The sequence below is a fragment of the Pseudoalteromonas sp. Angola-30 genome, assembly GCF_028599215.1.
GTDB lineage: Bacteria > Pseudomonadota > Gammaproteobacteria > Enterobacterales > Alteromonadaceae > Pseudoalteromonas > Pseudoalteromonas atlantica.
On sequence record NZ_JAQREI010000013.1, the window covers coordinates 44,294 to 58,380 of the forward strand.

General features: G+C 33.5%; 8 protein-coding genes. 4 read left to right on the forward strand and 4 right to left on the reverse strand.

The window, feature by feature from the left end; genetic code table 11:
* Positions 1-205: 205 nt before the first annotated feature.
* From PSH54_RS15000 to PSH54_RS15015, 4 genes are all read right to left on the reverse strand, one after another.
* The gene (locus PSH54_RS15000) at positions 206-1,348 is read right to left on the reverse strand and encodes a replication protein A (RefSeq protein ID WP_273606468.1); all 1,143 of its coding nucleotides are present in this window, start codon (positions 1,346-1,348) and stop codon (positions 206-208) included.
* Between the two features lie 4,184 nt (positions 1,349-5,532).
* Entirely contained in the window at positions 5,533-6,528 is a 996-nt protein-coding gene (locus tag PSH54_RS15005) for a hypothetical protein (protein ID WP_273606469.1), read from the reverse strand.
* Between the two features lie 6 nt (positions 6,529-6,534).
* Positions 6,535-7,731, reverse strand: a complete 1,197-nt coding sequence (locus PSH54_RS15010; RefSeq protein WP_273606470.1) for an AAA family ATPase — start codon at positions 7,729-7,731, stop codon at positions 6,535-6,537.
* 359 nt (positions 7,732-8,090) lie between these two features.
* On the reverse strand, positions 8,091-9,155 hold the full coding sequence (locus tag PSH54_RS15015) for a replication initiation protein (protein WP_273606471.1): 1,065 nt from the start codon (positions 9,153-9,155) through the stop codon (positions 8,091-8,093).
* A 926-nt stretch (positions 9,156-10,081) separates the two neighbouring features.
* On the opposite strand from PSH54_RS15015, the gene PSH54_RS15020 reads away from it, so the two are divergent.
* From PSH54_RS15020 to PSH54_RS15035, 4 genes are all read left to right on the forward strand, one after another.
* Entirely contained in the window at positions 10,082-11,245 is a 1,164-nt protein-coding gene (locus PSH54_RS15020; protein WP_273606472.1) for a hypothetical protein, read from the forward strand.
* Positions 11,246-11,581: 336 nt separating this feature from the next.
* A complete protein-coding gene (locus PSH54_RS15025; protein ID WP_273606473.1) occupies positions 11,582-11,956 on the forward strand; it encodes a hypothetical protein in 375 nt (124 codons plus the stop codon).
* Between the two features lie 711 nt (positions 11,957-12,667).
* Entirely contained in the window at positions 12,668-13,060 is a 393-nt protein-coding gene (locus PSH54_RS15030) for a hypothetical protein (RefSeq protein ID WP_273606474.1), read from the forward strand.
* Between the two features lie 168 nt (positions 13,061-13,228).
* Positions 13,229-13,696, forward strand: a complete 468-nt coding sequence (locus PSH54_RS15035; RefSeq protein ID WP_273606475.1) for a hypothetical protein — start codon at positions 13,229-13,231, stop codon at positions 13,694-13,696.
* Positions 13,697-14,087: the final 391 nt, after the last annotated feature.

The following is a 14,087-nucleotide window of genomic DNA, read 5'->3' on the forward strand; positions in this document are numbered from 1 at the left end:
ATATTTTAAATCGGATAATCTATTATAGAGCCATACTGCAGTGTGGCTCTATATGACTCACTACCATATGTAATACCCTTCTTAATGTCACTAAATTAATACTACTGAGAGATTTACAGTTATTAACAGGTATAAAGCCCTACTTAGTTCTTACATAACCGCCATAGTTTACTGAGAGTGAGTATCACGATAAAAAAGCTTACTTTTAAGATTCAGTAAAATTTGCTTGGAGCTCTTGCTCATCTAGTACCTTGGCTTTTTCTGTTATTTTTTTATTGTGCTTATTCAAGGATAAGATTTCAGCACAGAATGAATCTGAGGGGCAAAGCTCATATTTATAGTCAACAATATTACCTTCATCATCCTTTATATTATCGATTTCATAGCTATCTAAAATATCAGCCTCAATAAGGTCCTTCATCGTATTAGCCATATCTCGGCGAATAGCTGTAAGTCGTGATTTTTTTATATCTTCACTGTCGATAGAGCCAAACTTTATCATGGTTTTTTTTAGTAAAAAGTGATGCGTTTTGCCTACACTTGCATAGCGAAACATATGATATAGCCTCAAAGTTAGCCATCTAGATAAAGTTCTTTTAAACGATTGAGCACGATTAAAATAAAACCCTCTATAACCTATAGACTCTATCTGCTGCGACATAAACTCATTTAATACAGCAAGACACTTAACCGTTGATTTTCCTTGCTGACCACTAAAATGAATAGAGCTTAAATAATTCATTTTAGACTCACTATAATGCTGCTCTCCCGCTTGATTGGTCACTTGGTATTTAAAATTGAGTTCACTGCCCTTGAGGATTTGAAGTGCTTGCTTTATTTCTGCAAATGATAGGGTTTGATTAACAGACTTCAGTTCGTTAGCTATTTCTTTAATAGAAAAATATACCGCATATCTGTCGCCCATTTTTCCGGAAATTTTTGCTATTTTACCTTGGCTAGCTAAACGAATAAGTGCCCTTTCTACTTTTTCTTCTCTATCTGAGGGCCAAGCAAAATAATCTTCGTCTTTACCCACAATCAGCGCAGGGGCTATTTCAAGTTTGCCTTCATACGTAACCCCTTCTAACTTATCAGATATACTTCGTGATACAACAACGCGATTAGGCGCTTCACTAATTTTTACCAGTTTACGCTGATTACGTATAAAACGAGACCACAAGTCATACGCATTAAAAGTGTTTGAAATAGAGTTTTCAAAGCCCGACAACGTACTTTGATTATCAATGAAAAGTGACAATTGCTCGACTTGGTTTGCATTTTGAATTGTCTTAATTTCGTTTTTAATAGTATCAGGAAGATTACTCAACGAAATGTACTTTGTGGCCATTAAGCAAAACCCTGCTTATTATTATATTTATCCCCTAGGTTCTCATAACCCATAGATTACGGCAACTATGAAACATAGAGGAAAATTGATCTGAGTGTAATAAAAATCTAAATACAATTTAACAAAATGAGTTTATGAGTTATCAATATAGATTTTTATATTTTTAAGCTGCTTTTTATTATCTAGTTTCCGAGGTCTACTTGTTAATTTCAATAAGCATCTATAGCACTAACATAGAGGAAAACTGATCTATACTGCATAATAGAAACTTGAAGCTTCATCTGTTACTGATTTTTCATAATAAACAACGATGTATCTAATTTAAGACATCTACTTCATAGTAATTAAAGAACATAGAGGAAATTTGAACCTCTTTACTCAAGCACATCCCTATACCAAGCGCTCAGAACTAACTTGCTTAACCCTCCCTCCTTCGCAATCAGTTTTTAAACATAGAGGAATATTGTTCTGTAACTCTTTTAAAAAATAATATTAGGAAACTTAAGCTAATAAAATAATATCCATAATGCCCTACGACTACTTCTATGGGCGCCTCAAACATAGAGGAAAAGCGATCTGGATTAATTATCATCGAACAGCCAGCATAGAGGAAAAGTGATCTAAGCTGATTTTGTAACCCATAAATTTATCATCTAACTTAACCGTTTAAATATAAATCGATGATTTTTGCTAAATAGACTGTAACTTATGCATAGAGGAAAATTGATCTGTGATTATTTGGTTTATAACAAATTACATAGAGGTAAAGTGATCTGAGGCTAATTTGTTTAGGCAAAATAGTTTCACACCATAATGCTGTATTGACTATCTACGGTAATGAAACATTTATAAATAGTCGATGAAAGCCTACCTTCGAAATAAATTTATATGGTTATGGAAAAGCTCAATAAAATACATTGATACTGGGTAAATTAAAAAATTCTTGTGGATAAGCGTTGTTTTACTTAGTTAAATAATGATCTATGCATAATGGAGATCAGATCTACACCATGTTTTTAGGTCAAAATAAGTTGTCATATGGGGATAACATCGAATGAAAACATAATGGAAATCGGATCCAAAACATAAACTCGAGGATAAGTTTGTTTATAACTTGTGGGTAACCATATAGTTTTAAAGAATACATAGAGGAAACCGGATCTAAAACATAGTGTAAACATGATCCAAACATAGAGGTTTATTGATCTGCAAATTCAAGCAAACTTATTAATATTCAATAACTTATCAATATAACGTACCCTTTAACCTTATACCTATTACTTAACCATATTAACCTTATTACTATCCTTAAGAGCAAGCAAATTACAATCAAGCACTATTTTAAAACAACTCTATTAATAATTAACAAATTAACAAATTAACAAACGTATATAGTGATAGACTTTATCTAAAGAAAGCACTCTGCAAAAAAATTAGCTGTAAGTATATTCGTAAAATAAAAAATATCTCGATAACGCCCTAACCCACTAACTTTCATTAGCTCATATTAATAAAATTTTTTAAGGTAATGTAATTTTCTATCTGAATCAGATAAATTATTTAACTTATTTTTCTAAAAAACTTATTCATACTAGTCATCTATAATACATATATCATATGTAAAACCATCTAGTTGCAGATTAATAAATACAAAGTATCTCTCTTAAAATAAGATACTACTACAAGCACTCCTAAACGCTTAGAACGTATTAAAGGCACTAATGCACGGGTAGAGTAGTATAATGTCTAAAGGAAGCTCTTAAGCCCAAATAGAAGCGCTCGATTGTTGATGAATAAATAGTTAAATAAACAAACTCTTTCAGTTGCTTAAAGACTATTTATTATTTATTTAGGCTGTTTTAGAAGCTCAACGACGAAGTATTAAAAGTACTAAAATAAATACTTTCCACATTGTGGAAAGTAACTCCACCAAATTTTATGTGTTATGCATATATTAATAAATTTGTTTACTTGATTTAGACTTCCTATAGTTTGCAAAACTTCAAATAGTTCATCTTCTCGATTTTTATTAAAGTTATTTTATGTGCAAAGATAAACAACTACTAATTTACATTATGTGCTGTTCGTCATGGATATCCAATTATTAGAACAATCTAAATGTGCTTAAAGATCCGAAGGAAAATGAAAATTGCTGATATTAAAAGCTTAGTTAAATAAGATTAAAAGAAGTAATAAATATTTTAAATATGGTCACATCACTTTAGCTGAAAGTGCTGTAAAATACGGCTTTACTTATAATTGCCAGAAAAATTATCCAGAAGCGTAATGTTTCAGTTATTATAAAATAACCGGAATATCATAGTTAAGATTGCATTAAGAGCATATCAATTCAACCAATAAGCATTAAATTTAACAGTGGTCGGATCTCATTAGTTGAAAGCAATTGTCAATAACGTGTTGCTGACTAACTTTGAATGGGCAAAGTCTTAATAAATCGAGACTTTTGTAGTACATACACTATTTAGGCATCCTTTAACTTCATCGCAACAGCGTTTCCTAATTTACCTGTTTATAAAACATATTTAGCTAAATATCTAATGCTTCTCGTATATGCTGAACGCGAGTGAAACAAGGCTCTACATTTTAAGGCATCATATTTGTATCTACCTAATATAAACCTACGTGTGCTGTAAATTAGTATAAAAATCCCCCCCTCCTGTTTAAAAATATTAATACGTATTTAAGATTCTTCGAAAGAAAAGCTACCTAGCAGAATGTGTATACTCTTAGTGTCTTTAGCAAGTTATAGAACACTTATTGTGACCGATATAGAAGGTATGGTTATCAAATGATTTTGTTTATTATCCGTAGCCAATAAACACATATCCTAAACCCCTTTTAAATACTTTTATTAGATGTGAATGACTATAACAACACCGAATAGCAAGTTAGTGAAAGTAAATTTTTTTGGTGTCAGCCCTTGTCAACTTTACAAATTAGGACTTTCCAGCTTTCACTAGACTGTTTTTAACTCAAAATAGTACGCTTCTTAAAACTTAACACGTGATGCACTACCTGTGTGTATAGCGCTTTTTTAGATTATAAAAAATTTCTCTAAAATTAAATATCTTAGTTTTCGCATATTCTCGTATCGAGTATATCTTAGGCTTAACTATTCACTTTTTAAGCTCGTTAAAAACTTTAAGCAACCGCATTATTATGCCAATTCCCTACTCGGCTAAACGGTAGTACAAGTTTATACCTCTTCATTAATGCAAGTTAACTAGGGTTACCACATTAACTACCATGATCATCCACCAAGACCTCAACTTTAAATTAGTGTTGATATACAGTCATTAAGACTACATTTATAAAAAAGGTTATCCATATTTTTATTTAATTACTAACTTAAAATCAGACAGAGAATAAGCTAATCACTGTTACCGCATTTGAGAGGGGCTTAGATAATGCCGCTTAGCTCTGATTGGTTTGGCGCTGACGGGTTAAATTGACGCGCTCATAAGTTATCTGCATTCCGTGATGCTTTACCGCCTTTAATATGGCAAAGCTAATAACCGATTTGTGCTTTAAGCTTATGTTGTCGGATAATCTTAGAAACATTATTTGCGTTGTATTGCTTTCCAGCTTCATGCAAGTCTGCATGTATTCAATGGTTACCATACGTGCCGGCACTGGCTACATAAAATTCTTTAATGAGTTTCAACAAGCGTTTATCTCCAAGTCTCTTTGCTTAAAGGCTTTTTAGCCAAGCATAAAAACCACTACAATGCAGCTCAAAAAAACGGCACATCGTGGTAATGCAAAACTAATCGTTGGGGGAGATAGTTTTTCATCGGATGATAGAAAGGGTTTAGCTTTATCTGATAATTGGCTTCGCCATCAATATAAGTTTTAGTTTAAATACTAATTCATCCAGCGACTTCTTTAATTTGGTACTTACACTCGGTAATTTGTTAACAGCTTAAATCTATATGCATCTAGCATATGTGGGAAGTCATATCAGGTTTGAAAACTAGTGCAAATTAAATATATGAGTCTACAACTATAAACCAGGAGTATTTGAACTATCGAAAATTATGAGTAGGAAGGTTGTGATAACTATACGCTTAAAAAATTATAGATAATAAATAGTTTGTTTGTAATAAAAATGCCTTTTCCACAATGTGGAAAAAGCATTTTAAATAAAGTTTATGTTGGTAAAACTAAGAATTAAAACTCGTTAAAAGCATTTCTAATATATCGGGACTCACTTTGGACTCGTCTATTGAAATATTTACACCATTTTTTGTCGTCGTAAATTTTACACCACTTACGTTGCTTTTAATAAGCTCTTTGAACTTACCGTCATAAGCAGTTTTATCTTGAGCTTTATCATTTTTAATTTTATTTAAAATATCACGTTGTAACTTTTTAGATTCCTTTTCTAAAAATTCGTCTATTTCTAATAATTCTTCTTTAGACTCTTTACCAGTAAGCTGTGATGTTTTGATCGATTTAAAATGTGAAGCTAAATTATCGAGATAATTATCTTTATTATGTTTAACTAATTCTCGTAGAAATGGAGTAGATATATATTTTAGAGCAGGGAACAGCTTTATAATATCGTTAGGTATATTTGAAAAGCTTAACGCGTAGTAGACGTTGCTTTTTTTCATCCCCAAAATTTCACAAAGTTTTGTCCCTGTTAGCTCCATACCATTTCTTTTTTCCAGTTTATCCTTTAACTCACTAATGGAGCGTGCTTTATCCATATAGCTAGGCTCTGAGTATTCATCCATTACTAAGGCGAAATGAGCACGTTCTTCTTCCGTTAAATTTTTGGCAACAACTAAGGTTAATTTTGTATCTGGTAAAAGAGAAACAGTGTAAGCACGACGAAGGCCACCTAGGATTTCATACTTACCATCAACAAGTTCAGCTCTAACGGCTTCAGTATTACCACCTGTAGATTTTATTGAATGATAAATATCGAGCACAGATGCTAAAGACAAGTCTTTAAAAGATCGCTTATTATAAATCGACTTTGTACATTTATTTAAAACATCCTGGCTTTCAATTTCAACACGTTCCCATTCAATGTCTCGTTCAGAAATAGGTGAACGTTCAACTATATTATTTCCACTATTTTTTGTAATAAGCTCATCTAGATTAGTAGTTGTAATTTTACGTCCGATCACGGCTCGTTTTTTGGTATTCATAGTGGTCTAGCCTTTGTTTTTTCTATTAAACGTAATTGTGTCAAATACTGAACGTGTGAATTCTTCGGCCTTTAGACGCGCTTTTTTTAACGCATCTCTATCACCAGGATAAAATTTTGGATTAGTTGAAAAAACAGTCCCAAAACTCTCACCACAACGTTCAAATGCTGTTGATAACGGTAAAGACGTATCTAGCATGTCTGCACCACAGACCTCCCGAAGTAGGCTTTGGGCATCAGCATGATCAGATTTCCTCGCAATCTTAGCCATATATCCGAATATTGAACTAAGTTTAATTTCGCTGCCTGCCGTTTCGGTCATATCGAAAAGTTCAGGAAGTCTTTGCATAAATTTTAGAGTCGAATGAAAATCAACTTGAGCAGGGGGGACTGGTATTAAAAATGTATCAGCTGCAACAAAAGAGTTTAATAGAAATGCATCCAAATGGGGCCCTGAATCAATAAAGATAAAATCATAATCATGTTTTAGCTTATCAATTATATTTTCTTGCAGAACATCATATATATTTTGTCCAGGTAAATGCTCATTTGCTAACTTCTCGAATTGAGAGGCTATAAATGCATCTTCAATAGAGGCAGGTATAATATCTACGCCAGATACGTTCGATGGTTTAACAAACTCTTCCAATAACTCTTCACGGCTTACATTCTGAAGCATTGCTTGGGCAACAGTTTCATCTACAACGCCAATAGAAAGGTCGTGTTTCATAAACATTGTTGCACTGGCCTGTGGATCTAGGTCGAGCACTAATATTCTCAAATCATGGTGAAGTAGGGCAGGGGTGCATCTTAAGCCGTGAGCGAGAGTTACGCTGGAGACCGTTTTTGCAACGCCTCCTTTAAGGTTTGTAAGAAAAACTGTATGGGCTTCTTTAAATTTATCACGGTATTTTGGAACCCCTCTGTGTTCATAAATAGCGGTAATATCTTTATGGCCCATACTATAAACATTATTTAAACCGGCTTGTTTTTTTTGGAACTGATATCCTTTTTGCTCCATCTCAGCTACAGCCTTATCAACTTTTGCCTTAGCTAATTCTGGTAAATTTGCGACTGCAGACTTTGAGTATGTAGGTTCATACTTTTCAGCATTAAATTCTATCTGAGAATTAGTAATTTTCTCTGACAATGCCTCCAGGGTTAGTTTTGCCCTAGTGGCTATTTTTAGTATTCTGTCATCCATCAGCTTACCTTGAAATATGCAGCATTTTATAAAGTTAACATATAATGCTGCATATTAATTAATTTGTAAACATTAAATGGAATATTTTGTTTCTTATCTAATTGCTATGTATTTCAACGTTATGCACTTATACACAGACACTATAAATTTTATTATTTCTATTAAAGAATATAGAGACTATTAATATATAGACTACTTATCACATTGAAAAATAATGGTTTTTAAGTTGTTTTAGATCAGTTTATTGGTGTTTAAGATCACTTTAATGGTGTTGATGATCATATTGATGGTATTAGTGATCACAAAAACGGTGTTACTGATCACATTATTGGTGTTGTGATTACAGGTTTATGGTGTTCTTAGTAGTCGATATCCTTCGTCAACTCTATTAAAGAATTAACTTCATCCCTTAGCTGTTTCTCTTTTTCATTTACTGTATTTTTATTTAGAGCCATGCTTCTATTTAGAGCTTTTTCAACTTTATCCGCCTCATCATCCTGGCCAAGATAGCGATAAGCAAACATTAGCTGTGTTAGTTCTGCAGGTGATAATTTTTCTTTTTGAATTAATTGCTTAGAAATTAGTTCTTTCACTGTATTTAGCGCATCATGAGTATTTAATTCTTCAGTAGTACCTTTATTTAGCCATCTAATAAGAAATTTTATTTCAGAAATTTTCTTACCTTGTGTTTTTAATTCGTATCCAATGTCATTATTTTCGCTTTCTAGAAATAAAAATTCTTTACGAGCAATAGGGTGTCCACGTAAGATTTCTATACTATCCCTAACGCAGCGTTTCATGAATACACCGTTGTTTTTAAAAGAGCTTTTATTTTTTTTCAGCCGCCCACTTTCATCGAGTAAACCAAATAGCCCTTTAAGCTCGTCAATTGCAATGTAATGCATTTCATAACCGTCTTTTTTAAATCTGCTTAAAATTTCGTACAATCTTTTTGCGTATTCTTGTTTTATATCTAAATATGTTCTCGTTGTTATTAATGCAAACCCTTGTTTATATTCAATATATTCGCTTTCAAGCATATCGTTAGGCACCATTGTTAACACGCCTCGTTTATACTTAATATTTTTAAATAGAGGTTTGTAATCAAATTCAAAGTCGCCGGAGGTCCCCTCTACTTTTATACCTATTTTGTAACTTGCCAGTCGTTCAGCAGCAGGAGATAAAATACTGCCAACGTGCTTAGAGCTGATATTCAGCCATTCTGATAGCTGGCTTGCTGTATATGTATACTGTGGTGTGCTTTTTTCCCAGTCGGAATCTTTCATCTGCGCCATCATCAGTGCAAATAAATCCGCTTCTCTTTGCGACAAGTCTTTGCGGCTGAATACAAGTTTATGCCCTTGTTTTATATGTTTAGGTAAATTTGAACGAGAAATTGGGTTTGGGTTTAGTTTTTTTTCCATTTGCACACCAGAAAACTGTAATCAATAAGCTTAAAATACACAATACTGGTCAACAACACCAGTTTTGTGTATTCGAAACGATTGTTTTACATAAAATTGGTGTTTTTTACCAGTTACATGTAATCAATAAAATTAATTTTTTATTAAAAGTAACTAAATTTCAATGTTTTGTCTTTTTTTTGGTTTTTATAAATAACAAAATAATGGTGTTGAAATACCACTATTATGTTATCTAACATTATAAAACACCATTTATCTGTATCTAACATGAGTCTTTTGATGAAAAATACCATAATTGTGTTATCTCAATTAGTTTATTAAGTCTTTAAACTAAGTCTTACTTGAATATAGAGTGTAAAATAACGGTGTTTTTAGTGTAATTACCATAATTATGTAAAGTTAATAACTAAAATTACATATTTATGGTGTGTATATAAGGAAGTATTCGGTAGTGAATACATAATTCTGGTGTATTTAACCAGAATTATGTATTGATAACCCTGTTTCCACAATGTGGAACGCATTTCCATATCTACTATTTATATGGGGGCGGCTTAGAGCGATAACCGGACATTGAGATTTGCTAAATATCGTCGTTAATTGATTAGTTAAACTGCTCTCTGCGCATATATTCATTAAAATGAGCGCTGCGCGCATATTGTTCTGTTTAACTTTTCTTTAAAGTTTTAGAAAACTTATTAATAGCAATGCCTTAGGTTATTTGTTAAAACTATATAATGTAGAAAAATGAGCGTAGCGTTGGCAGAGATATACGCGATAAGCGCACCATTAAATTATTATAAGTAAGGAGCTTGTAGTTGTACGCGTACCCTAACAAGCTAAGTCAGCGGGAATTTTACTTGCTGAAAAACGCTCATGAAATCCCCGGCTTGGGGCGTTGGCTTTTCACTTAACAGGAGGTTTACTTGTCCGATAATACTGGTGGAGTTTTGTCCTACTGGAACTTGAAAGAGTTTAGTCCAAAATTAAAGCCTAAATCTATCTCAGAATTTCCTTTATATACTGATTCTCATATCACGGGAGAACTAAATGATGAAATTGGGCCTTATAAATTTCTTAATATGATTTTAGGCATCAATGGACCTGGAAAGATCTGTGATGCAATCACTCTTAGGGTCTTTTGGTATGTAGACGATCAAAGCTCTTATGGGTTAAAAACTGACACTTCAAAATATCATGGAGGCTGGGTAACTGATGAAATTGCAGCCTTAGTTTCATTGAAACTTGGAATTAGAGTTAAAGCCGGTAAAGCCACAAGAACTTATGATTCACATTCTGATGGATATTTTGGCACACCAAGGTCAACAAGAGAAAAGCCTCCTGAAGTAAAAATTGGTTCTAGGGGACCTGTACTACCAAGTGTAGTAAAGACAGTAAACATTACGGATCTTAATGAAATATATTCTTTAAGGAGCTTGGATGAGGAGCAATATGTTTCTCTAGTTCGAGCTTCTCGTATGTACCAAGAAGCGCTATGGGTGGCTGAAAGTGAGCCTGAATTAGCTTGGTTAATGTTAGTGTCTTCTCTTGAGACTGCTGCTTGTCAGTGGTCTTCGGATGAAGATACGAACGTTGATAGGTTAAGAGCATCAAAGCCAGAGCTAGCAGAGATGTTGTTTGAAGTCGGTGGTGAAATCTTAGTGGAGAAAGTTGCTAATGAAATCGCACATACACTTGGTGCAACCAGTAAGTTTATTAAATTTTGTTTAAACTACTTTCCAGCCCCTCCAGAAAATAGGCCTGATGAATGGGCAAGGGTTAAATGGAGTAAAACAGGTTTTAGAGGGATCCTGAGTAAAATATATGATTATCGCTCTGCTGCACTACATGGCGGAACACCATTCCCTGCACCATTATGCGGCCCTCCTGATTGTGTATCTAAGGAATCTGGCGTCGCCGAAAAAGGTGTTTTAGCACTAGCAGCTCATACATTAGGCGGAAGCTGGAAATCAGAAGATCTACCTATTTCAATGGATTCGTTTCAGATTTTTGTTAACGGTGTACTAAATAACTGGTGGCGTAGTCTAATAGAAAAAAAGCTAACAAATCAAGTAAGCAGGGCACCTTAACCTGCGCTCGTTTTTGAGGCGTTCCGAATGGCTGAGTTTAGCACTTAGCTGAACTTCAGCAAAGAGCGAAAACCAGTCATTCCGATTGGTAAATATAAGAGTTAGTTGATTGGTTAAACTACTCTTTGCACATATATTCATGAAAATTAGAGACGTGCGTATATTGTTCTATTTAACTTTTCTTTAAAGTTTTAGAAAACTTAGTGATAGTAATACCTTAGCTTATTTGTTAAAACATATATTGTGTAGAAAAATGAGCGTAGCGTAGGCAGAAATATACGCGATGAGCGCACTATTAAATTGTTAGCTTTCCAAGAGTATAACTGAGAGGTAAAAGTGGACGAGTTGGATTGGTCGCGGTTAATCCCAATGGGCGTATCGGCATTAGCTGCATGTGTGTCGGTTTTTTATGCAAGTAAAGCTAGGAAATCACAGATCAAGCAGTTGGAAAACAGGTTTGAGATTGAGCAATTAAATGAACTCATTGAGGAGTTAAAAATTGCCAACACAATCGAAACCTACCCACACGATTATGATGATGACACCTTTGTAAATGGGCAAAATTTAGATGATGTCCCATCAAAAATCGCTAAATTAATGCAAAACTCATTAATCTCGAAAGCCTTGGTCAAGACTGAGTGGGAGTTACCAATAACTAATTTACAAAGAAAAATTGATCAGTTGTGTTCAGTTAGAAGAAAACTTCTTTGAAGTCTTTCAGTCGTAAAGCTAACAAACTGCTTAAGAGAGATTATCACCGTCCGCAATTGGCACACAAGAGCCGTTCGCTAGTAAAACTTGAAAGGCAGCAATCCGCGCTAATAATTACCCATCGGTAAAAGCTCTTAGTGTGTTTTAGAAGTAGACGCGCTGTCGTTGTAGTCACTCTTGAAACCATCAGCCTATATACTCTTACTCTCTACTTAGTAAGTTAGTTCGATGATTTTTTGCAGAATAACTAACCTAATTTCTCACTTCAAAGCACTTACTTTAATAGACGCTTTAAACAATTTCTCTTTGCGTGCTAAATTTACCTAATAAAAAACATAATTATTTTTAGAGCGTAATTACGATAATAAATTTCAATACGGGCGCTATATTTATTAATAATTCAATATCCTATCAATGTTCTGGGAATTCTAAGTTTGAATCAGTGGCACTGTTCAAGTAAAGGCTAGAAAGACCATAAATTTAGTCTTCTTTATCGTGTGTCAGTATAATTTTTATAACAATTAGCGTCAGTACTATCGCTGGCATTATCCAAATGTAATCAGTCATATTGGTCTGTCTCAAGGTTAGGAGCTCTTTTTTAACCTTAATGATTTTTATTATTTTTGCAAATTTAGCTAAAAAAACGCAATTCTTCATTTTTACCCACCGCTGGTCCTAGTTAATGTCAGGACAAATTAACGAGGACAAATCATGAAAAATACTAAATCTCAATTCATTCGCCAATACGTTCGAGCCAGTAAAACTCCGTGGGATGACTGTACAACCGTTCTGCTATTAGCAGATATCGTTGATAAAAAAACGATGGATCTTAGTTTTACAAACTATGTCTATTTGCATCGTGACAGTGTAGGTCAAACTTTGGGGATCAGTATTTCTAAGCAGCTTTTAGAAGCTAACCCAGAATTTACTTCACGTTATTTAGAGGGTATTGAAATGGTTGGATTTTTACTAATATACTTGGAACAAATAGCTGAATTTTGTGAATTGTTTCATGAAGAGTTCCAGAGTTTGTTCATGCTAACGCCCAGTTCTTTTTTTAGAGTTGCCGAAAGCGAATGGCTTGCAGAACTGAACAACGTGTAACACTCTAGCGAGCCTATTGGCTCGCTTTTTTATGTATTTGCAAAACATTTGCAAAAAACATAAGTAATTACCTACCCCTAAATCTACTTATTAGTATCTCCCTATCAGAGAAGCACGGATTGGTTAATACCTAACTAATAGAAACTACTTAATTAAAAGGATTTTGAAATGACTTTTAGATATATGTCTACGCTAGATACGATTACGCTTTTAGATGACCTAAAAAAAATCATCAGTGATAATGACCATAAAATCAATAAACTCATGTTGAACAATGAAAACCCTAACTTCAAGGGCTTTTGGTCAATTGTAGAGCCTCATGTTTTTGCCAATAAACAGTTAAATTACCGTGGTGTAAAAGTACTTATGTATAAACTAATGGTTTGTATAATAAAAGACATTGAGCAGCAGGTTCAAGCATATCCAGATTATGATGATGAGTTTTGTGAAGAATTTAAAAATGTGTATGGCGATGATCCTGAGGAACATTTCGATTCTATGATAACTGATGAAATAGAAGAAAATTTTCCCGATTCATATAAAGAAGACATAGAAAATGAATTTCCTGCTGAGTTTGAAGCCGACTATACACATCGATATATTCAAAATTTTTTGGATAATCGTAGTGATGAATAATACAGGCCTAATTTGCTGTTTTACAAAAACAGATAGCGGCCTAATCATAACCCCTAAAATATACCAATAGCCATTATTTGCAGGCTACCAGACCACTAATTTGGTTTGTTAATCTCTAAATGAGAAAACTCTCAGGGGAAAACGTTACGCAAATATATCGTTTTGTTGTAGGTTCACAAAAGCGTGGAGCTACTAACTATGTAAGGTAAGGCAAAAGGTTAAATTAATTCCAGAGCGAAGAAGCTATGCTTTCTTCGCTTTGATGTATGTATATAAAATTATTCTAAATAATAGCCCACATTGTATAAATGCTTTAAAAAATAAATTAATAAAAACAACGAAGTTGGGGTTATTTTTTTACTTTTTTAATTTTTATCTTTTAGCTACCTTT